Source organism: Bradyrhizobium sp. KB893862 SZCCT0404, from assembly GCF_018130885.1.
GTDB lineage: Bacteria > Pseudomonadota > Alphaproteobacteria > Rhizobiales > Xanthobacteraceae > Bradyrhizobium > Bradyrhizobium stylosanthis.
Window position 1 is genome coordinate 439,082 of the sequence record NZ_JAFCLT010000006.1, and the last position, 22,169, is coordinate 461,250.

The following is a 22,169-nucleotide window of genomic DNA, read 5'->3' on the forward strand; positions in this document are numbered from 1 at the left end:
GCCTTCGTCCTATCATGCGTGCCAGGCCGCAGTGACCGCGCCCTGAAGGGCCGTATCGTTCGGCAACGTATGAATGCTCGCGCTGGTTGGATCAAATCCGGCGTTATTCGCCGAATAGGTCGCCATCGCCTGCACCAGCTGCGATATCTGGCTGTCGATCTTGAGACCGCCAGCCGTGATCGCCTGCATCGAACCTGCGCTGCCCGAGAACCAGTTGCTGATCGTCGTGCTTGTATTGGAGCCAAGCAGATCGATCTTGAGATCATTGCCGGCCTGCTCGAACCACAGGTTCTGATCGGTTATGCCGCTGAGGAAGTCGATCTCGTTCTTGGAACCGGTCGCGGCCGACAGATTGATCTGCGCCTGCCCGGTGCTCGTGGTGACCTGGTACACATTGCTTCTGGCGCCGCCATAGGCCGTCTCCGCCCCCGAGCCGAACTGGAAGACGTTCGCGCCGTAGTCGTTTCCGGTGAGCGTGGCGTTCGCCGCGCTTCCCGTCCAGGTGAAGGTCGACGTGGCATCCACGAGGTTCGACCTGCTCCAGTTGCTGCCGTTTGCGAACTGAATGTGCGTGAGCCCCTGGATCTGGCTGCCGTCGCCCCAGTACTGGAAGTTCACGCGGAAGGAATCCCCCGTCATCGGCACGCTCAGCGTCATGGCATCGCCACTGCGGCTGAACTGCACCTCCCACGGGTTGATGTCGCTCAGCACCAGCGTGTCGTCGCGGCTGTAGCCCGAGCCGGGATTGGTCAGCGTGTCGTGACCGTATCCCTTGGCGAAGACGATGCGGTCGGAGCCGTTGCCGGAGACGGTGATCGTATCGTCGCCCGCGCCCGCGTCGGCCGTGACGTTGGTCGCCGGCAGGGTGATGGAATCATTACCCGACGTGCCGCGGACCCAGGCCTTCGCGGCGATACCCGTACGATCCCAAACAGTACCGTCAGCAAATCTGATGTAGTTGAGGCCGTAGATGGACGTGCCTCCATCCAGGAACTGCCACAAGGCCGTGAAGGTATCCCCGGTCGAAGGCACCTTGACGATCAGCTGGTTGCCCGAACGGGTCAGCTGGACCTCCGACGGAAGAATATCTGTCAGCACGAGAGTGTCGTTGCGCTGGTAGCCCGAGTTCGGATTGTCCAACGTATCGTGGCCGCGGCCCTTGGCGAAAATGATCTGATCTGCGCCGGTACCGCTGACACTGAGCGTGTCATCGCCCGCCCCACCGTCGACGACGATACCCGTCGAGGGCAAACCTATGGAATCGTTGCCTGACGTTCCTCGAACCCAGGCGTTCGCGGCAATCGCCGTCCGATCCCAGACAGTCCCGTCTGCAAACTTGATAGAGCCAATGCCGTAAGTCAGGCCATCGGCATAGAACTGCCAGAGCGCCGTGAACGTCTCACCGGTCGCGGTGATCTTCGCGATCAGCTGGTTTCCCGACCTCGACAGCACGACATCCGACGGCAGAAGTCCCGCGAGATCCAGGACGTCGGTACGTTGGTAGCCGTTGCCGGGGTTGTCCAGCACGTCGTGACCGTTGCCGACCCCGAACACGATGCGGTCGGAGCCGTTGCCCGAGACACTGAATGTGTCATCGCCGGCACCGGCGTCGACCGTGGCAGCGTTCACCGGTAGGCTGATCGAGTCGTTGCCCGCCGTCCCCCTGATCCAGGCGTTCGACGCGATGAACGTGTAGTCCCACGTCGTCCCGTCGGCGAACTTGATGGCGCTGATTCCGTAGGAATTGACGTTGCCGAAGACGAGGTCGTTGTGGATCGTGATCGCGTCGGTGGTGTCGTTGCGGAACTTGACGATCAGGTCGCCGGCACTGTTCGAGCCCAGGATGACGTCCTGCGCCGAAACGTTGCTGCCGAGCGCCACTATTCCCTTGCCGCCATTGAGTTGAACGTCGGCCAGCCCGTCGCCCTTGTCGTACTTGATCGTGTTGTTGCCATCCCCGCCCGCGCTGGCATTCCCGAACTTGATCGCGCCGTTCCCCTGCGTGATCTCGAATACGTTCGAGCGCATGTTGCTGCCGACGAGATTGTAGTTGTTGGCGGTCCCGATCCAGGTGAACGCGGACGGTCCCTGGCTCATGTCCAGAACGGTGCCGTCACTGAACTTCACGTTCTTGATCGCGCTGGTGACGACGCCGTTGGTAAAATGCAGGTCGCCCCAGACATTGATGCTGTCGGCATCATCGCCGCGCAGCTTGAGGATCAGGTCGCCGTAGCCATTGGTCTGCCAATAGACGTCCTGCGCCGAGATGGTCGGACCGAGATTCAGCTCACCGGTGAAATTGTTAGCCTGAACGTTCAGCGCCTGGCCGCCCTTGTCGAACTTGACGATATTGATGCCGCCGACCGCGCCGGCATCGGCGAAGTTGATCTTCCCGTTCACCGCCGTGACCTCGTAGATGTTGGTCCCGAACGTCGTGCCGGTGATGTTGAAGTTCGCGGTATTGCCGAGCCAATTGAAATTCGAAGGACCATGGCTCATGTCCAGCACGGTTCCGTCGCTGAACTTGACGGTCTTGACCGCGCTGGTGCGGACTCCATTGACGACATGCAGGTCGCCCCAGAAATTGACGCTGTCGGCATCGTCGCCACGGAGCCTCATGATGAGATCGCCGTAGCCGTTGCTCTGCCAATACACGTCCTGCGCCGAGATGGTCGGACCAAGGTCCAGCTCGCCGCTGAAATTGTTGGCCTGCACGTTCAGCGCAAGACCGCCCTTGTCGTACTTGACGATATTGATGCCGCCGACCGCGCCGCCGTCGGCAAAGTTGATCTTCCCGTTCGCCGCCGTGACCTCGTAGATGTTGGTCCCGAACGTCGTGCCGGTGATGTTGAAGTTCGCGGTGTTTCCGAGCCAGGTGAAATTCGAGGGACCGTGGCTCATGTCGAGAACGGTTCCGTTGCTGAACTTCACTGTCTTGATCGCGCTCGTGACGACGCCGTTCGTGACATGCATGTCGCCCCACACGTTGATGCTGTCGGCATCATCGCCGCGGAGCCTCATGATGAGGTCGCCATAGCCGTTGCTCTGCCAATACACGTCCTGTGCCGAGATGTTCGGGCCGAGATCGAGCTCGCCGCCGAAATTGTTGGCCACGACGTTGAGCGCCTGCCCGCCCTTGTCGTACTTGACGATATTGATGCCGCCGACCGAACCACCATCGGCAAAGTTGATCTTGCCGTTCGCCGCGATGACTTCGTAGACGTTGGTCCCGAACGTCGTGCCAGTGATGTTGAAGCCAGCGGTATTGCCGAGCCAGGTGAAATTGGACGGACCGTGGCTCATGTCGAGAACAGTACCGTCCCCGAATTTGACGGTCTTGATCGCGCCGGTGAGACTGCCATTGAGGATGCGCAGGTCGCCCCAAACGTTGATGCTATCGGCATCATCACCACGGAGCCTCATGATGAGGTCGCCGTAGCCGTTACTCTGCCAATACACGTCCTGCACCGAGATGTTCGGGCCGAGATCGAGCTCGCCGCCGAAATTGTTGGCCACGACGTTGAGCGCCTGCCCGCCCCTGTCGAACTTCACGATATTCGTGCCGCCCGCCGCAGCCGCATCGGCAAAGTTGATCTTTCCGGCGATCGTCACCTCATAGATGTTGGTACCGAGATTCGTGCCGGTGATGTTGAAGTTTGCCGTGTTCCCGAGCCAGGTGAAGGCGGCCGGACCGTGGCTCGTGTCCAGAACTGTCCCGTCGCTGAATGTCACGGACTTGATCGCGCTGGTCACGACGCCGTTCGCGAGCTGCAGGTCGCCCCAAATGGCAATGCTGTCGGCGGCGTCCCCCCGAAGCTTCAGGAACAAATTGCCCCAGGAGTCGGTCTGCCAGTACACGTCCTGCGCCGCGATCTGCGGGCCGAGTACAAGGCTGCCGGGGAGATTGTGGGTGTCGACGATAAGGTTCTGAGCGCCCTTGTCGAACTTGACGATGTTGGTGCCGCCGATCGCGCTGACATTGGCGAAGTTCAGTTTGCCGGGCGCCGTCACCTCATACACGTTGGTGCCGTAGACCGAACCGACCATGTCGAAATTGGCGGTGTTGAGCACCCAAGTGAACGTCAGCGGCAGGCCATGGCCGGCGCTGGGCTGTCCGAGGGCCAGCGACGTGCCGTCGCTGAACTTCAGCGTGGACAGCGTGCTCGAGATGCCCCATGCATTGGCGGTCAGTGCGCCGAAGACCGTGAGGCTGTCGGTGCTTCCCCGCAGCTTGACGACGAGATCACGGCCGTTGGCCTGAAGGATGATGTCATCGGGCGAGATGCCGCTGCCGAGACGGACGCTGGTGACCGTCTGGTCCATGGTCACCGCACCGTCGCCGCGGTTGAACACATAAATCTCCCCGCTGCCGCCCGCGAGAACGGCCTTGACCTGGTCCGGGTTCCAGATCACCCCGTCCGAGAACGAGATCGCGCGCAAGCCTCCGTTCGCCGTGAACTCGTTCAGGACGGTGATCGTCTTGCCGGTGCTGTTGACCGTGATCACCAGATTGGCGCCGCTATTAGCCACCGGCCGCAGCAGGCTGACATCCGTCGAGGCGATGTCGGTGAAATCGAGCTCGGACTGAAGATGACCGGGATCGTCGATCACCACATTGCCGCCGGAGGCACTGTAAACATAGGTATCCCGTCCGCCCGCACCATGCAGGGAGCGGTCCACCGTGCCGGCGACGATGGTATCGTCGGTCCTGAAGCCGGTGATCGACGTATCCGTCGACGCGGTCTCCTGCACCAGCCACATCGCGCGCAGATCGGCCTGGGTCCACACCGTGCCGTCGTCGAACACGATCTGCTCGACGCCCGAGGTCTGGTTTCCGGTCTCCTCGTCCGTGAGCAGGATCGAGCCGCCGTCGCCGGCGCCGGGTGCGCTTTCGGCAATGACGAGCGTCATGTCGGCCCCGTTCCGCGTCAGGTGAACGGCCGATGGCGCGATGTTCTGCAGCCTCAGGGTATCGAAGCTGCTGTAGTTACCGAGCCAGACCTCGTAGATGGTGTCGTTACCGTCACCGCGCGAATAGACGTAGGTGTCGTCGCCCGTCCCGCCGTACAGGATGTCGTCACCCTTGCCGCCGCGTAGCGTGTCATTGGTATTAAATCCGTAAATCGTGTCGTTGCCGTCTGTCGTAAGCTCCACCAGAACACGCGCACGCAGATAGTCCTGTCCCCAGATCGTCCCGTCATCGAAGACGATCTGCTCGACGCCCGAGGCAGTCCAGCCCTTGAGGTCATCATAGAGCAGCACGGACCCACCATCGCCCGCGCCCGGCGCGCTCTCGGCAATCACCAGTGTCAAATCATTACCGTTCCGGGCCAGGCTGACCGCGCCAGGGGCGATGTTGTGGAGCCTTAGCGTATCGAAGCTGCTGTAGTTGCCGTTTCCAACCTCGGCGATGGAATCGTTTCCGTCGCCGCGCGTGTAGATATAGGTGTCGTCTCCGGCGCCGCCGCTGATGGTATCATCGCCCTTGCCGCCCTCGATAACATCGTTGGTGTTGAAGGCGACGATGGTGTCGTTGCCCGGCGTCGAGGCCTGCGCCAGCACCTTCACGCGCAGATCGCTCTGGGTCCAGACGGTGCCGTCGTCGAACACGACCTGCTCGACGCCCTGGGCGAACCAATTGTCGAGCTCGCCCTGCAGCACCACGGAACCACTATCGCCGGCGCCCGGCGCGCTTTCGGCGAAGACCAGCGCGACGTCGCTGTAGTTGACGCGGGTGAACGAGACGTCGGCCGGGTTGATGCCGTGCAGCACCAGCGTGTCGAACTCCGGCCCTTGCGCATCGGCGAGGTCGTAGATCGTATCGTGCCCGTCGCCGCGGGAATAGACGTAGGTATCGTCACCCTGGCCGCCGTAGAGATAATCGTCCCCTGCCCGGCCCTGCAGCGTGTCATTGTAGCCGAAGCCGTAGATCGTGTCGTTGCCGCTGGTTCCGGCCTCGTCATCGACCTGCAGCAAGATGTCGTGCCATCCGAGCACGGTGCCGTCGGCGAAAGTAAAGTTCTCGATCCGGTCGTCCATCGTCGCGATCAGGCCATAGATGATGGAGAACTCGCCGCGGACGGTCAGGCTGTCGTCGGTGCCGTTGATCGTGATCCTGATATCGCTGGTGTTGCCGTCGTGGTGGAAGGTCAGGTCGCTCCGGGAGATGCCTTCCTTGAACTTTACGGTATCGTCGGTGCCACTCAGGATGTAGTTGACACGGTCCTCGATCGTGTCCGAGCCATAGCCCCGGCCGAACACATAGGTGTCGTTGCCGTTTCCGCCGGTCATGAAATCGTTGCCGGCGCCGCCATCGAGCAGATCGTCGTAATTAAATCCGGTGATGGTGTCGTTGCCGTCGGTGCCGGCGGCGGCATCCAGCGCCTTGATGATGTCTTCCCAGCCGATGTAGCTGCCGTCATCAAAGGTGAAGATCTCGATACGATCCTGCTGCGTGTTGAGCAGGCCGTAGGCAACGCTGAACTGGCCCGTGACGGTCAGAACGTCGCTGGTGCCGTTGATCGAGACCTGGAGATCGTCGCTGACGCCCACGCGCTGGAACGTCACGTCGTCCTCGCTGATGCCGGCGCCGAAATGCACATAGTCGTTCGAGGCCTGCCAGACCCAGACTTCCCTGTCCTCGATGGAGTCGTGGCCATAGCCGAGGCCGAAGAAGTAGTGGTCACCGGAATCGCCACCGGACATGAAGTCGGTCCCGGCGCCACCATTGAGGAAATCGACGTCGGGCGTTCCGATCAGATTGTCGTCGGTCGCATAGGACGGCATGCCGATCGCCTTGGCGATGTCGAGCTGGTCCCAGGTAGTGCCATCGGCGAATTTGATGATCTCGATCTGCTTGTCGAAATCCTGGAACGCGGTGACGAGGCCAGGCCTGCGGCCGGCGAATTCGTCGACCACACGGATCTGGTTGTTGGTGCCGTTCTGGGTGATCAGGAGATCGAAGCCGTCGCGGGTGAAGGTCAGGTCCGAGACGTTGAGGTGGGAGAACCAGATGCTGTCTTCCTGGTTCTGCCCCAATCCCTGCCAGACGTCCTGGATGACGTCGTGGCCGAAATTGTACCCGACGATATAGGCATCAGAGCCACCCTGCCCTTGCGCCAACTGGTTAGTGGAGTCGAGGTAGAACAGGTCGGTCTTGGTGTCGTTGCCGGCGATCGTCCCGCTGCCGGTCTTGATCTCGGAGGCCGGGATATCGAAGATCGCGGCCGCCTGCTGCAGCGAAATCGCAAGCGGCACGTCCTCATAGGCACCGACCAGGTTCTGGAACAGGAACGCGTCGGTAAGCTGATGGCCCTCGTTGTCGCGCTGAAAGTCGGGCAGCACGACGTTGATGATGTCGTGCCACTGCGCAAGGAAATCCTGCGCGCCGCTGGCCGTCGCGGGGGCGGCGTGGAAGATCGCCTCCAGCATCGGCACCAGTTGATGGTCCGTGCTCGGGCGGAACGTGTCGCTCGCAACATCGTAGGTGATCCCGGCGAAGAACGGCGCCAGAGGACCTTGCGCCGCAAGGCGGACGGCGAGCTTGTTCAGGGTGTTCCACGAAGCCGTGAGACCGTCCGCAACCACGTGAACCGCGTCGGAACTCGGATTCTCGCTCATGACGAAGCCGAGATCGAGGCCTGTGTAGCGCTCGAGGAAGGCGATGTCCTGCGCCGTCAGCTTGTTCCAACTACCCTGCGCCGGGGGACTTGCCAGGACCATGTCGATAGTCGGATGACCATAGACGAGGGTCTTGTCGGCATTGTAGACGGGCTGCCCGCTCGCATAGCCGTAGTAAGGCAGGTTCTCCCCACTCGGAGCCCCGTACTCGCCCTTCTTGACCAGGAAGTCGTAGGCGATGCCGCCGGTCCTGGTGACGTCGCCGACGAACCAGAAATCCTGCGTCGCCTCGGTGCCCGGTGTGCCTGCCGGCACCGGCACGGCGCCCGTCCAGGCATAGAGGATAGTCCGGGCGGCCTCGCGCAAGCTTGCGAGCGACAGCGTGTTCAGCGACGGCAGCGCCGCGTCGACCGTCTGCACCAGATCCGCATCGAGCGTCATCGCCACATGCAGGTCGGTCAGCGTGCCAAACCCCTTGAGGTCGGGCCGGCTTGCGGCGTCGGGGCTGACGGAGCTGTCACCCTGCCAGGTCGTGTGGGTGTTGTCGGTGTCGAACTGCACCTCGCCGATCGTGCCGGTGGTGCCGTCACCTCGCACGAAAGTGCCGGTGGCGGCAATGATATTGCCGCTGTCGGTGGTGTTGGTCACGGTCGATCCGGTCGAGATCGAGACGATGTCGAGCGAGGCCAACGACTTCAATTCGCCGGCATCGGTCTTGCCGTCCTCGTTGGCGTCGACCCAGACCTTCAGGGTGGCGAAGGTGTCGGCCGCATCGACGACGCCGTCGCCGTTGAAATCGGCAAGGCCGTCGTCCAGCGCGCTGATCTTGCCGTCGTGATTGCCGTCGAGGCTCGCGAGCTGCGTGAAGCCCGGCGTCTGATCGTTGCCGAACATCTCGCCGATGTCGTCGATCTTGCCGTTGCCGTTGAGATCGCGCACCAGCATGCCGTCGCCGCCGCGCACCCAGCCGACCCGCTCGGCGAAGCCATCCTTGTCGACGTCGAACGAGGCGTTGTTGCCGGCCATGGATGACAGATTCACCCCACCACCGTCGAGGTCGAGCACCAGCGGATCGGTCCAGTTCCGCATTTTACCAGTCAGCGCCTGGCCGATCTTCTTCATGGCCTTGAGGGCCGAGGCCGCCGTCTCGAACCCGGCGGTCCAGCCGTTGCTGCGCTCGATCAGGTATGTCACCTGGATGACGAACAATCCCGCGGTGAGGCCACTTGAAGCGTCGGTCGTGAAGTTGAATTTTGGGATGAAGGTTTCGTTGCCCTCAGCATCGACGACAACAAGATCGCCTTGCGCATTGCGGCCGTACCTCTCACCGAAGCTGCCAACGGCGTACTTGCTTTCCGTGCCCCATTGCACGCCGCCGGTCAGGGTCATTCCATAGAAGGTAATACGATCGTCCGTGCTCGCATCTTCGATCAGGAGTTGACCATTGTGAGATGCTTCAATCTGGTCCTGACCTCCACCGGTGTGAACAACCGTCCCTGGGCCTGTTCCCTTGACCTTATCACTGCTGTTCGTCAGCAGGATCGTGCTGGCACCCTTAACCTGAAGTCCTGTACGCACCCCGAAATTTGGATCCGAGTAAAGAGCGAGACTGCCTTCGCTACCCGAATTCAGATAGACCGGTCCGCCATACTGCGAGAAGTCCGCCGTATCGTTTGCGGCCGAACCGAGGTCCACGGTCACCGCCACCGGAATGCCGCGCGTATCAAACTGCTTGACGATCAGCGTGTTGTTCGGTCCGGTCAGATTGATGTGCTCGACAGAGGTCAGGTAGTCGACGCCTTCTGTCGAATCATCCAGAACGACGAAAATATTGTCTCCGTTCGGGGTCTTGCCATTGGCTGATGAGACCATCACCGTATGGCTGTGCTCGGACTGCTCGAAACGCGCCGTGTCCTTACCTGAACCGCCATCCACCCAATCAGTGCCACCATAGCCGAGCAAGAACGTGTCGTCGTCGGCACCGCCGAACAGCAGATCACTACCACCCTTGCCGTCAAGCGTGTCGTTGCCTTTGCCGCCGACAAGAAGATCGTTGCCCGAAGCACCATAGAGATGATTACTGCCACCTCCGCCGACCAACATAGCTCCGTCGGCTGGAAGAGCGCCCTCTCCTTGGCCGATTTTTCCATCCTCGACTGCTTTGATATCCGCGCCACCATCCGTCGTCGCCGCGATGAGTTTGACGATTTGATCGGTATTCCCGTTCCAGATCGTCGAAAGGGCCAACTCGGTTGACGCTGCGTCTATTCCGCCAAACTGCGCGGCCGCCGTCGTCAGATCCTTCTTTCCCAGTACATCGACTTGCGCGCCGCCCTTCGTCCAAAGCGCTCGGCTAAAGTCTCCTACGAGCTGATTTTTGTCGCCGTCGTAGTGAAGCGCACCCTTCTGATATCCGGTATCGCCGGTCGTGTCCTGATCGTGCGTGATCTTATTGGCTGCGAGTAAGCCCGCATATTCCACAGCAATTTCGGCAAGAGCCTTTTGAACTCCACTGTCCTTCAAATACGATGCAATACCAGGCTTGTCGTTGAGAACACCCAACATGTCCGCATCATCGAACAGTGCACGGATCGCAGCGTCCCCGAACACGAGACCCCAATTCTGCACCCCCGGATTGTAGAGCGCCGAGTAAGCAATCATGCGCATCATCTGATCGGCGGGGCCCGCGGTGCCGGTAGACGATGACAGGCCGAGAGCATCTCCAAGCCGGTCATCGTAAAGCGAATCGAGCAACGGCGCTCCGATGCTGTGCCAAGTGCCCGCGGAATTTCCTAGCCCATTGGGGCTTGTATTTGCCCACAAGAGAATCGTGAGCAACGCTTGGCTATGCAGATCGAGGATGCTTCGCGCTCCTCCGAAAGAGTCGATGTAGTTTACGCCCGGAGTCTGAGAAAATCTGAGCGGCAGCACTTCCGCCAGGAGCTCGCCCGTGACAGCGTAGGCAGAAAGCTTCGAGAAATCGTACGCCCACGGTGTCTGGTCACCATAGATCAATCTGCGCGTCGACTCCGCCACTAGATTGATCGGCGGCAAGTAGCTCGCAATCGCGGCTTGGTATGCGTTAACGACCCCGTTGTTGAAAGTCATATTGTCAAAAAGGACACCACTCTTTCCGTAGAGTCCCGCTACGTATCCTGCCAAGCCTCCACCCAGCGAGTGCCCCGTAAGCGAAAGCTTTTGCGGATCGACACCTAAGGCCAGTACATCCTGATAAAACCTGATAGCTTCCTCGCCTTGCGAGCCGAGCGGAAGGCCAGCACCGATGAGATAGCCATTGCTTGCGTCTTTCCAAAATTCGCCCGCAGTGTCGGCGTTCGTGCCTCGGTAAGATATGATTGTCTGGCCGTCAGCCGCCTTATACGCGATCGCATAGAAGCCGCTAGCCGGGTCAGCCGAAGCCCTCAGTATCGATAGCGAACCGATCTGCGTACCAGCCGCGCTGGCGAGGCCATACACTCCCTCGCCGTAACCTCGATTGTAGGCATCTAACGAAAGGATCGCATTCAACAGCGTCTGATCAAACATTATCTGCTCCTTCGATCGAAGTCTTGCGCATTCAATTCGTTGGCTAGCGTGGCGCCGGAGTACAACCGATCGCCGTCCAGCTGCGTCTTTATCGTCTTTAGCCACGGTAACTTCGTGTCGATGCCGACCGTGATGGGATCGTTCGTCACCTCGATGACAACCTCGCGAAGCACGATTCCGGAACCAAACGTCCTGACCAGGTTTGCGGGATCGACCTGTTCGACGGACTTTGGATCATTGAGATCACGAAAGCGGACCAACATCGGAATTTCATCAGCATGCAGCGTGCGCCGCGGCCGCAGCTCCTTTAGAAGTCGCACCTTCGGGAGCGGATCAGTCTCTGATTTCAATAGGTCGGCAAAGGCATGGAACAGTAGCCATGCGGGAGCCCCGAGGCTTCCAAAACCAACCTTCGGTCCACGCAGCAAGGAGAAGAAGGTCCCTCTAGGACCCAAGTCCACCACGACTGCCTCACCTGTCACCTCGTTTCCGAACCCACCCATGCTTCTCAGCACCGGCCTTGTGTCCGATTGCTTGACCTGAATGACGCCAGAGGCGCTCACGGAGCTGCCGTCAAGATCAACCTCGAACGTCAATCGATACCTGACGGTTTCGCTTAGGAATGCCGCATGCGAAGGGGCGACATAACTTCCCGCGAGAGCAGCAAGAATGCCGACGATGATTTGCCTTCGAGGACAACGAGTGACAGCCACGATTAGCTAGTCTCCGTCGGCGCATCGAAGTCCACAAAACGATATCCCATCATCGCTCCCTCAAGCTCTCCTGCCGATACCGCAACAACGGCGACATCACGTATTCGATGATCCTTCGCCGTCCCGTCTTGATCTCCACCGTCACCGCCATGCCGGGTGCGAGGTTGACCATCTTGTCCTCGACCTGCATCTGCGTGCCTTCGAGCGACACGCGCGCGGCGTAGAGCAGCTCCTGGCCGGCGGGCTCGCTCGATTCGGCGAGTGCGCCGCCCTGCTTCGCAGCGCCATTTCGCTCCGGCGGCTTGTCCTTGACGATGGCGTCGCCCGAGACGCTGATGACCTTGCCGTGCAGCAGGCCGTAGCGGGTGAAGTTGAAGGTGTCGATCTTGATCTCGGCGTCCTGGCCATGCTCGACGAAGCCGATGTCGCGGTTGGAGATCATCGCCTCGACCTCGATGCTGGAGCCGCGCGGCACGATCATCATCAGCTGCTGCGCCGGCGAGACCACGCCGCCGACGGTGTGGATCGCGAGCTGCTGCACCGTGCCGTCGATCGGCGCGCGCAAGAGCTGCTCGTCGGTCTTCTGCTGGGCCTTGATGGCGTCCTGACGGAACTCGTCGGCCTTCTTCTGGGCATCGGAGAGGTCGCTCAGGACCTGTCGCTCGAAGCCGGACCTGGTCTGGGCGAGCTGCTGCTCCAGCGCGCGGCGCGCCGCCTCGATCTCGACAAGCTTGCGCTCCTGCACGATGCGCTCGTTCTGCTGGTCGATCAGGCGGGTCTGGGCGTCGATCCAGGCAATGCGGTTGCCGTACTGGATATCCATCGCCTTCTTGCGGATGGTCAGCGTCTCCTCGAGCAGCGGTAGCGTCGCATCGATCTTGGCGATCGCCGCCGTGACCGACTGCGCCTCCGCGCGCTTCTGGTCGATCTGCTGCACCACGGAGGCGAGCTTTGCTTGCTGCTCCGCAGCCTGCGCCAGCATGGCGGAGCGGGCCCGGGCGATCTCGACCTCGGATGCGCCCGATGGCTCCTCGAGGTCATGGGGTGCGGCAAGGTCGCCAAAGCTGCGGCGCAGCGCCGACAGGCGCGCGACGTCGAGCATGCTCGCGACGAGGTCCTGCCCCACTCGCTTGCGCTCGGCCTGGGTCACCGTGCGGTCGAGCTCGACCAGCACCTGACCGGCCGTCACCTTGTCGCCGTCGTGCACATGGATCGCCGAGACGATGCCGGTCTCCAGCGGCTGGATCGTCTTGGTGCGGCCGGTCGGCACCACCTTGCCGGTAGCGGTGGCGATGATGTCGACATGGCCGAAGGTCGCCCACCCGATCGCCAGCGCGAAGAACAGGATGATGGTGAGGCCCACCGCCCGCCCGACCGGCGAAGCCGGTGTTTCCAGGATCTCCAGCGCCGCGGGCAGGAACTCGCGCGCGTCGCGCTGGCGGCGCCAGAACGTGCGGCTCTTGCGCTCGATCACATCAGCCGACGACATGGAGACCCGCCTGGATCTGGTGCAACATCGCGTAGCGCCCCGCCTTCTTGATCAGCTCGTCATGGCTGCCGTCCTCGACCAGACGGCCGGCCTCGATCGTGAGGATGCGATCGGCGTGACGCACCGCCGAGAGCCGATGTGCGATGATGAAGACGGTCCGCCCAGCGCAGATCTTGCGCATGTTGCGCTGGATGATGTTCTCGCTCTCGTAGTCCAGCGCGCTGGTGGCTTCGTCGAAGATCAGGACGCGCGGGTTGGTCACGAGCGCCCGCGCGATCGCGATGCGCTGGCGCTGGCCGCCCGACAGACTGGCACCGCGCTCGCCGACCACGGTGTTGTAGCCGTCCGGCAGCGCCAGGATGAATTCGTGGGCGCCGGCAAGCTCCGCCGCGGCGATCACCCGCTCCATCGCCATGCCTGGGTCGGCCAGCGCAATGTTGTCGCGGATGGTGCGATTGAACAGCACGTTCTCCTGCAGCACCGTGCCGATCTGGCGCCTGAGCCAGGCGACGTCGGCGACCGTGAGGTCAATGCCGTCGATCAGGATGCGGCCGGCCTCCGGCACGTAGAGCCGCTGGATCAGCTTGGTCAGCGTCGATTTGCCGGAGCCGGAGGGACCGACGATGCCGATCACCTGTCCGGGCGTCACCTTCAGCGAGATATCCTGCAGCGCCAGCGAGGTGTCGGGCCGGTAGCGGAAGTTGACATGATCGAAGGTCACCTCGCCCTTGATCGGCGGCAGCGTCGCGCGCGAGGGATCGAACATCGGCTCGGGCGCGGCGTTCAGGATGTCGCCGAGCCGGGCGATCGAGACCCGCGCCTGGTGGAAATCCTGCCAGAGCTGGGCCAGCCGCAGCACCGGCTGCGCCACCCTTCCGGCCAGCATGTTGAAGGCGATGAGCTCGCCGACCGAGAGACCGCCCTCGATGACGAGGTGCGCGCCGAAATAGAGTGTCAGCGCGGTGACCAGCTTGCTGATGAACTGTACCGACTGGCTCGCCCAATTGCCGAGCGAGAGCACATCGAAGCTGGCGCTGACATAGCCTGCGAGCTGCTCCTCCCAGCGCCGCTGCATCTGCGGCTCGATCGCCATCGCCTTCAGCGTCTGGATCGCGCTGACGCTCTCGACCAGGAAAGCCTGGTTCTCCGCGCCGCGGTCGAACTTCTTGTCGAGACGTTCGCGGAAGATCGGCGTCACGCCGGCCGATATCGCGACATAGAACGGGAACGAGCCGACCACGATCCAGGTCAGGAACGGCGAGTAGTAGAACATCACCGCCAGGAAGACGAAGGTGAAGCCGAGATCGATCACCAGCGTCAGCGCCGAGCTGGTGAGGAAATTACGGATGTTCTCGAGTTCGCGGACCCGCGCGACGGAATCGCCGGCCCGCCGCGCCTCGAAATAGGCGATCGGCAGCGCGATCAAATGGCGGAACAGGCGCGCGCCGAGCTCGACGTCGATCCGGTTGGTGGTGTGGGAGAAGACATAGGTTCGCAAGGCCCCGAGCACGGTCTCGAAGATCGAGACCGTGATCAAACCGAACACCAGAACGTCGAGCGTGGTGTAGCCACGATGCGCCAGCACCTTGTCGGTGACGACCTGGAAGAACAACGGCGTCACCAGTGCAAACAGCTGCAGGAAGAACGAGGCGATCAGCACCTCGCCGAGCAGCCGGCGATATTTGTGCATGGCCTGGAGGAACCAGGTGACGTCGAAGCGGCGTGCGAGGTCGGACAGCGACGCCCGCCGCGTCATCAGCACGATGCGGCCGGTCCAGCTTTCCTCGAACTCGGCACGCTTGACCACCTGCGGACGATTGACGGCGGGATCGTGAAGGAGCGCGTCGTCCGTGCCGACCTTGCCGAGAATGGCAAACGATCCGTCGCGCCGCTCGATGATGCCGGGCAAGGAAAGCTTGGCAAGGCCCGTCCAGCTTTCGCGAACCACCCTCGCCTTCAGCTTGAGCTGCTTGGCGCAGCGGAGCATCTCCAGCACGCCGACAGCGCCGCCGGAAAACTGGTGAGCGATCTGCGCCGGATCCACCGACACCTGATGAAATCGCAACAGCAGCGCAAGGCACTGCAGCCCCGTATCCTGTTTTACGGCTTCCACACCCACCCCAGCCAACCCACTACCTTAGATCGCGTTACCGACTATTGCACGTTTCCTCAGGTCGTCAAAGATCGATGCGCAACCTGTGGAGATGGAACTTTCCTAAAGTCTTATCGAACTCAGTTTCGCACGCTGCACTATTCTGCCGCCGAGATCGCAACGGGTTCGATTCCACGCTCTGCATTGGACGCCCGCTCCGCTGAGCAACGCGGAACCTGGCGGCAGAATTGGATCGTGCTGACGTTTGTCGAATTGGCCACGCGCGTCTCCTCTGCAATCGACAGCCGATCGTTCAGATCACGCTGGACTCAACAAAGACAACGACATGTAGCTCAGTCGTCGACCGGCTCATGGAGAGCCGTCTTCGCGCTTCACGCGCTATCGTCGATCACGCCCCGCTAGGATTTCCGGACTACCTCACAGAGGCTCGAACGCAGACAGCTGCCACCGACGACGCGAGGCCATCCAGCCGAACTTCTTGTGATGAATATCTATGGACTGTCTGGGCGGACCGCTGCGCGAACTGCGGCGAGTAGCTGCTACTCAGCCAAGTTCGTGACGAGCGCGAGATGATAGAGGGACGTCATTCACATTCGCCAGCCAACTTCCCTCTATTCCCCTGCACTACCCTTATGTGCATAGACATAATGTCGCAACCGTCGGAAAAGAGCAAGACGCGATCGGAAATAATTTTGGGGAGACGCATCTGGTTCGGGAACAAATCTGCAATATGTTTGTTCGCGGACAAATTCCGTCAAGACGTCGTCACCTGACGCGCGATAGCTTGCAGCTGTTACGGCAAATTGTCCCGCAGGAAAATGTCGATGCGGATACGCTCCTGGTCGGGGCTGATCGGCTCACCCGAACAATGCGCGAGCAGGACGCGCGCCGCCGAGCGCGCCTCGTGGCCGGGATCCTGGTTGATGATCGCATCCAGCGTGCCGCGGACCAGGAAGCGCCGCGTGTGCTGGGTCAGCTCATGGGTGATCCAGACCACCTCGCGCGCGCGACCCGAGGCTTCGAGTGCATCGGCGATGCCACGGTTCCCGGCGCCGCAGCAATAGATGCCGCGGAGGTCGGCATGGCGCGCGAGCAGCGCGGCCGTGAGCTTGCGCGTGCGGTCGCTGTCGTCGCGGCCTTCGATGACAGGCAGCGCGCGCAGGTTCGGATACTCGCTCGACAGGATCTGGTGGAAGCCGAACTGCCGCTCGGTGTGGTCGCGCAGCGACAACGAGCCCGCGATCACGGCAACCGTGCCCTCCTTGCCGGCGAGGAAACGGCCCATCAGCGTTGCCGCGGTCCGTCCCGCCGCCGGATTGTCGATGCCGACATAATGCAGGCGTCGCGCGCTCGGCGCGTCCGACACGAGGGTCACGACGGCCACCCCGCGCGATGCGAGTTCGTCGATCGCGGCGCGCACCCTGGGATGGTCGAGCGCGATGACGGCCACTCCCTGATAGGCCGGCGACAGATTCTCCAGGGCGCCGGCGAGCACGTCGGGATCGAACACGTCGACATGGAGGATATCGATGAAGCCGCGCTGACCGGCAAGCCACTCCGCGGTGCGCTGGACCTGCTCGGTCAAATTGGTCATGAAGCTGTTGCTGCCGGTCGGCAGCACGAAGGCAAAGCGAAAGCTCTGCCCGCGCGCGAGCCGCGCCGCCGCGACGTCGGCGCGATAGCCGAGCTTCGCTACCGCAGCCTCGACACGCGCGACCGTCTTGGCGCGTACGCCTTCGCGCCGGTTGACGACGCGGTCCACCGTGGCGAGCGAAACGCCGGCCGCACGTGCGACGTCCTCGAGCGTGGCGCGAACGAGCGGCTGGGCCGCGCCGGCCGTCATTCGCGCGCGGCCCACAGCATGCCGCGGGTCATCAGCGTCCGGATCTCGGGCACGTCGAGCTCATAGGCGCGGTGGCCGAGCGAGGAATAGAACACCCTGCCCGCGCCGTAGCGCTTCTTCCACACCACGGGCATCACCACGCCCTCGATCCAGGGCGCGTGCTCTCCGGTGAAGGTCGTCGTCGCCAACACCTCGTTGGCGGGGTCGACATGCATGTAGTACTGCTCGGAACGATGCTCGAAACTGCTGAGACCCTTCATGATGGGGTCTTCCGGCTTCGTCAAGTCGACCTTGTAGTCGATGATGTTGCCGGGATGGGCAACCCACTGCCCGCCGCACAGGAACTGGTAGTCGACCGAATCGCGGAACGCATCGCACATCCCGCCATGATGGCCGGCGAGCCCGACCCCGCTGCGCACGGCCGCGCAGAGATTGAGCGCTTCCGCCTTCTCGATCTTCGACATCGTATAGATAGGGATGATCAGCGACAGATCGTGGATCCCAGGATCGGCGAACGCCGCCGTCGTGGTCTCGACCCGCACCTCGAAGCCCTCGGCCTTGAGCCAGCCGCGGATCATCGACGCACAGAGATCGGGATCGTGTCCCGGCCAGCCGCCCCAAACAATCATTGCCTTGCGCATGTCTCAATCCTCAATCGATCTGCCCGGTTTCGCGTCCGGCCGGCAGCATCGCCGGCCGCTCGACGCGGCTCTCGATCCTGACGCGCCGCCCCTCGTCGGCGGAGGTCTGGAACGCCTCCATCACCTCCAGCACATGGAAGGCGAGCGCGCCGCTGGCCCGGTGCGGCCGGTTGCCCAGGATCGCGGTGGCCATATCGGCGACACCGATGGAGCGGAACTCGCCCTCGACGTGGCCGTGCGTGAGCGGTGCGGCCTCCCACTCGCCGCCGGTCTTTGCGATCTGCACCTCGCCGCCGAAGCGGTTCGGATCCGGCACCAGCATGCTGCCCTTGTCGCCATAGATTTCGATCGGCGCATGCCGGTGCTTCGGGACATCGAAGCTCATCGCGATCGAGACGACTGCCCCGCTCTCGAATTCAAGCGTGCCCGCGACGTGGGTCGACACTTCGACCGGGATCATCGCGCCGTTCATGGGTTGGCTGGTGACCAGCCGCTCGGACCTCGGGCGTGCGGTCGATCCCATCACGCTCGCGACGGGACCCAGCAACTGCACGAGATCGGTGATGTAGTACGGCCCCATGTCGAGCATCGGCCCGCCACCGCGCAGATAATAGAAGCCCGGTGCCGGGTGCCAGCGCTCGTGACCGGGGCAGCCGAAGAAGGCGCTGCCCGCAACGGGCGTGCCGATCGCGCCGTCATCGATCAGCTTGCGCGCGGTCTGGTGCCCGCCGCCGAGGAACGTGTCCGGCGCGGAGCCGACGAGAAGGTTCTTCTGCGCGGCAAGCTCCATCACCTTGCGCGCTTCGGTGACGTTGATGCCGAGCGGCTTCTCGGAATGAACGTGCTTGCCGGCGTTCAGCACCGCGAGGCTGACGTCGGTGTGGGCGAGCGGCACCGTGAGATTGACGACGATCTCGACGTCGTCCCGCTTCAGCAATTGATCGACCCGCATCGCCGGCAGGCCGAAGGCTGCGCCCTGCCGCTCGGCAGCCTCGCTGCGCATGTCGGCGAGCGCCTTGATCTCAAGGACGGGGAAGCGCTGGGCCGCCTTGAGGTACGCCGTACTGATATTGCCGCAGCCGATGATTCCGATGCCTATTTTTCTCATTACGATCTCCGTGAGATGCCGCTCATCCCTTGACCGCGCCCGCGGTCAGGCCGGCGACGATGTGTTTCTGCGCCAGAAGGAAGAGAATGACCGTGGGCAGGATGGTCAGCGTGATGAAGGCCAGGATCAGGTGCCACTCCGAGGAATATTCGCCCTGATAGACCATGATGCCGAGCGGCCAGGGATACAGCGCGTCGGTGTTGAGCATCACCAGCGGCAGCAGATAGGCGTTCCAGCTGTTGACGAAGGTGATGGTGCCAACGGTCGCCAGGATCGGCCGCGACAGCGGCAAGGTCACGTAGCGGAAGAACTTGATGTAGCTGCAGCCGTCGACCAGCGCGGCCTCCAGCAGCTCGTAGGGGATGTCCTTGAAGAAACGGCGCAGCAACAGCACGCTCATGGCGAGGCTGAAGGCCACCTGCGGCAGCGCGACACCGAAATAGGTGTCGAGCAGCCCGAGATCGCGCACCTTGATGAACAGCGGCAGCACCGCGGTCGCGGCGGGAAACAGCAGACCGAGCGTGAGATAGCTCAGCAGCATCGAGCTGCCGTAGAACCTGACATGGGCGAAGGCGAACGCCGCCATCGAAGCCACGATCAGCGTCAGCGTAACCGCGAGCGCCGAGATGATCAGCGAGTTGCGCAGGAGTTGCCAGTAGCGCGCGGAGAACAGGATGTCGGCATAGTTCTGCCACTCCCAGTGCTGCGGCAGGCCGAACGGATTGACCCGGAGCTCGCCGAGCGATTTGAAGCCGCCGAGCACGGTGGCGAGCAGCGGCACCAGCACGAAGATGGCGATGGCGGCGAGGAACAGCGCCTTGAACAGCGCAGCGGGATCGAACGGGGCGCGGGAGGTCTCGGTGCTACTCATCGCGCATGAACCATCGCTTGTAGGTGAAGGCAAAGGTCACGCAGATCACGAACAGGATGACGCCGATGGCGCTGCCATAGCCGACCCGCATGCGCGAGATGCCGTTGTTGTAGAGGAAGCTCACCATCGTGTTGGAAGAGTCCGCAGGGCCTCCGCGCGTCAGCGGCATGACGAGATCGAACAGCTGCAGCGAGCCGATGATGGCGAAGAACACCGAGAGGCGGATGGTCGGATAGAGCAAGGGGACGACGACGTGGCGCAGGGTCTGCATCCGCGTCGCACCATCGATGCGCGCGGCCTCGACGAGGCTCTTGTCGAGGCCCTGCAGCGCCGCGATGAACAGCATCATGTGGAAGCCGAAATACTTCCACACGATCACGATCAGCACCGCCAGCATCGCCGTGTCGGTCGAGGCGAGCAGATGCGGCGGCTCGGCCCCGAAGGTGCGCCAGATCGAGGCGACGAGGCCGTAATCGCCGTCGTAGACGAAGCTGAAGATCAGCCCGGTCGCGATCTCGGCCAGGATATAGGGCATGAAGAACAGCATGCGCAGCGCCACCGCGCCACGAAAGCGCTCGGCGAGCATCAGGGCGAGAGCAAGCGCAAGCGGCAGCTGGATCGCGAGCGAGACCGCGATGATCAGGCCGTTATTGCGCAACGCGAGCCAGAACGCGCGCGTTTCCAGCACGAAACGGTAGTTGTCGAAGCCGATCCAATTAGTCGGCCTGCCGAAGCCGTTCCAGTTGAAGGCCGAGTACCACGCGGCTTCGCCGATCGGCACCACCACGAACAGCGTGAACAGCAGCAAGGCCGGCGGCAGGAACAGGATCAGAACCGTGAAGCGGCCGTCCCAGCGCGGGCCGCGGACCGCGGCCTGCGGAGCCGTCTCGGTCGCAACGTCCATCGCCGATGCGAACGCGATCCGCCGCGCCACCGTCAGTTGCCCTGCTTCCAGGCTGCCTCGATCGCCTTGGCAGCGTCCTGCGGGCTCATGCTGCCGCCGGCGATCTCGGCGGTGACGTCGTTCACGACGCGGCCGACGGAGGGACCGAGGCTCTGGTCATAGAAGTTCTGGTGATAGTTCGACTTCGCCAGATTGGCCGCGATCAGCTTCATGAAGGAATTGTTGAGTCCGGCGTCGGCGCCCTGCACCACAGGGATGATGAAGTTGCCCGCCGCAAGCTTCGTCTGCACGTCCTTCGAGACGAAGTATTTCAGGAAATCGACTGCCTCTTTCGGCGAACCCTTGGTGACCAGCCAGCCGGTGATGCCGCCGAGCGTATCCGTCGCCGCGCCCTTGCCGCCTGCCACCACCGGGAAATCGAACCAGCAGATCTTGTCCTCGGAGAGGCCGGCCTTGTCCGCGGCGAGCGCACGCTGCAGGTGATAGACCGTCGAGATCGCGAGCGTCATCGCCGCCTTGCCGTCGCCGAAATAGCCGACGGCCTGCGGATTCTTGAAACCGAGGAAGCCGTTCTGGAACGGCTGGAGATCGACGAGCTGCTTGAACAACTCGCCCGACTTCTGGAAGGTCTCGCCTGCGAAACCGCCATTCTCGCCGCGGAGTGCAGCATCGAACGCCGGCTTGCCGCCGATGCGCACGGCAAGATGCGTCCAATAGAAGTGCAGCGGCCATTTGTCGGCGCCGCCGACCACGATCGGCGTCACGCCGGCGGCCTTCAACGTCTTCACAGCAGTGAGCAGATCGTCCCAGCTCTTGATGCTGGCAGGATCGACCTTGGCCTTGGCCATCAGCTCCTTGTTGCAGAGAAAACCGACCTGCGACAGCGCGGTCGGCAATCCATAGATGCGCCCGTTGCTGCTGAAGGCGGCGAGCGCGGCCGGCGTGAGGCTGTCGCTGTAACCCTTGACCTGGTCGGTGATGTCGTCGAGGACGCCGGCCTCGATCTGCGTCTTCAGGACGCCGCCGGCCCAGCTATAGATGATGTTCGGCCGGTCCTTGGATTGCAGGATGGTCGGCAGCTTGGCCTTGTAGGCCTCGTTCTCGAGGAACTGCATCTCGACCTTGGTGCCGGGATGCGACGCCTCGTAGCTGCGCGCGACCTCCTCCCAGATCTTCACCTGGGCCGGATTGGCCTCGATGTGAAGCCATTTCACCGTTGTGTCGGCTGCGGCCCAATTGGCCCCAAGCAGGCATGCGGCAGCGGCGAGTCCCAGCTTCCCGAGCAGCCTCATCACATTCCTCCCAACCGGTTCTTCTATTC

General features: G+C 62.5%; 11 protein-coding genes and 1 pseudogene. 1 reads left to right on the forward strand and 11 read right to left on the reverse strand.

Annotation, left to right across the window (positions count from 1 at the left end; all coding sequences use genetic code 11):
- Positions 1-12 precede the first annotated feature (12 nt).
- Positions 13-9,723 carry a calcium-binding protein gene (locus JQ617_RS25110; RefSeq protein WP_249157470.1) on the reverse strand — a complete coding sequence of 3,237 codons (9,711 nt, stop codon included), beginning with the start codon at positions 9,721-9,723 and terminating at the stop codon, positions 13-15.
- 30 nt (positions 9,724-9,753) lie between these two features.
- Here JQ617_RS25110 and JQ617_RS40265 point away from each other — a divergent pair, with 30 nt between their 5' ends.
- Positions 9,754-9,876, forward strand: coding sequence for a hypothetical protein (locus tag JQ617_RS40265; RefSeq protein WP_283842083.1), 123 nt, complete (start codon positions 9,754-9,756; stop codon positions 9,874-9,876).
- Between the two features lie 690 nt (positions 9,877-10,566).
- Here the strand turns inward: JQ617_RS40265 and JQ617_RS40470 are convergent.
- The 10 genes and pseudogenes from JQ617_RS40470 to JQ617_RS25155 form a co-directional block, all read right to left on the reverse strand.
- A pseudogene (locus JQ617_RS40470) lies at positions 10,567-11,166 on the reverse strand (Tle-like phospholipase domain-containing protein); the annotation flags it as partial.
- Positions 11,166-11,879, reverse strand: coding sequence for a hypothetical protein (locus tag JQ617_RS25115; RefSeq protein WP_212028619.1), 714 nt, complete (start codon positions 11,877-11,879; stop codon positions 11,166-11,168). The pseudogene JQ617_RS40470 and the gene JQ617_RS25115, both read right to left, overlap by 1 nt.
- A 49-nt stretch (positions 11,880-11,928) precedes the next feature.
- Positions 11,929-13,368 carry an HlyD family type I secretion periplasmic adaptor subunit gene (locus JQ617_RS25120; RefSeq protein ID WP_212028620.1) on the reverse strand — a complete coding sequence of 480 codons (1,440 nt, stop codon included), beginning with the start codon at positions 13,366-13,368 and terminating at the stop codon, positions 11,929-11,931.
- Positions 13,355-15,481: a type I secretion system permease/ATPase gene (locus tag JQ617_RS25125; RefSeq protein WP_212028621.1), complete on the reverse strand. Its 2,127-nt coding sequence runs from the start codon at positions 15,479-15,481 to the stop codon at positions 13,355-13,357. The genes JQ617_RS25120 and JQ617_RS25125 overlap by 14 nt, the downstream gene beginning before the upstream one ends.
- Positions 15,482-16,274: 793 nt before the next feature.
- Positions 16,275-17,324, reverse strand: coding sequence for a LacI family DNA-binding transcriptional regulator (locus JQ617_RS25130; RefSeq protein WP_212028622.1), 1,050 nt, complete (start codon positions 17,322-17,324; stop codon positions 16,275-16,277).
- On the reverse strand, positions 17,321-17,965 hold the full coding sequence (locus JQ617_RS25135) for a ThuA domain-containing protein (protein WP_145662537.1): 645 nt from the start codon (positions 17,963-17,965) through the stop codon (positions 17,321-17,323). The genes JQ617_RS25130 and JQ617_RS25135 overlap by 4 nt, the downstream gene beginning before the upstream one ends.
- A 10-nt stretch (positions 17,966-17,975) precedes the next feature.
- Positions 17,976-19,073, reverse strand: a complete 1,098-nt coding sequence (locus tag JQ617_RS25140; protein WP_212028623.1) for a Gfo/Idh/MocA family protein — start codon at positions 19,071-19,073, stop codon at positions 17,976-17,978.
- A 22-nt stretch (positions 19,074-19,095) separates the two neighbouring features.
- The gene (locus tag JQ617_RS25145) at positions 19,096-19,944 is read right to left on the reverse strand and encodes a carbohydrate ABC transporter permease (RefSeq protein WP_212028624.1); all 849 of its coding nucleotides are present in this window, start codon (positions 19,942-19,944) and stop codon (positions 19,096-19,098) included.
- A complete protein-coding gene (locus JQ617_RS25150; RefSeq protein ID WP_212028625.1) occupies positions 19,937-20,878 on the reverse strand; it encodes a carbohydrate ABC transporter permease in 942 nt (313 codons plus the stop codon). Before JQ617_RS25150 ends, JQ617_RS25145 begins: the two co-directional genes overlap by 8 nt.
- Before the next feature lie 2 nt (positions 20,879-20,880).
- Positions 20,881-22,140, reverse strand: a complete 1,260-nt coding sequence (locus tag JQ617_RS25155; RefSeq protein WP_212028626.1) for an extracellular solute-binding protein — start codon at positions 22,138-22,140, stop codon at positions 20,881-20,883.
- Positions 22,141-22,169: the final 29 nt, after the last annotated feature.

What these genes read in the sequence shown, in the direction of transcription:
- JQ617_RS25110 (WP_249157470.1), bottom strand. Translation starts at nt 9,723, where the DNA reads ATGTTGGTCGGCGGAGGTGGCAGTAATCATCTCTATGGTGCTTCGGGC.
- JQ617_RS25120 (WP_212028620.1), bottom strand. Translation starts at nt 13,368, where the DNA reads ATGTCGTCGGCTGATGTGATCGAGCGCAAGAGCCGCACGTTCTGGCGC.
- JQ617_RS25130 (WP_212028622.1), bottom strand. Translation starts at nt 17,324, where the DNA reads ATGACGGCCGGCGCGGCCCAGCCGCTCGTTCGCGCCACGCTCGAGGAC.
- JQ617_RS25135 (WP_145662537.1), bottom strand. Translation starts at nt 17,965, where the DNA reads ATGCGCAAGGCAATGATTGTTTGGGGCGGCTGGCCGGGACACGATCCC.
- JQ617_RS25140 (WP_212028623.1), bottom strand. Translation starts at nt 19,073, where the DNA reads ATGAGAAAAATAGGCATCGGAATCATCGGCTGCGGCAATATCAGTACG.
- JQ617_RS25145 (WP_212028624.1), bottom strand. Translation starts at nt 19,944, where the DNA reads ATGAGTAGCACCGAGACCTCCCGCGCCCCGTTCGATCCCGCTGCGCTG.
- JQ617_RS25155 (WP_212028626.1), bottom strand. Translation starts at nt 22,140, where the DNA reads ATGAGGCTGCTCGGGAAGCTGGGACTCGCCGCTGCCGCATGCCTGCTT.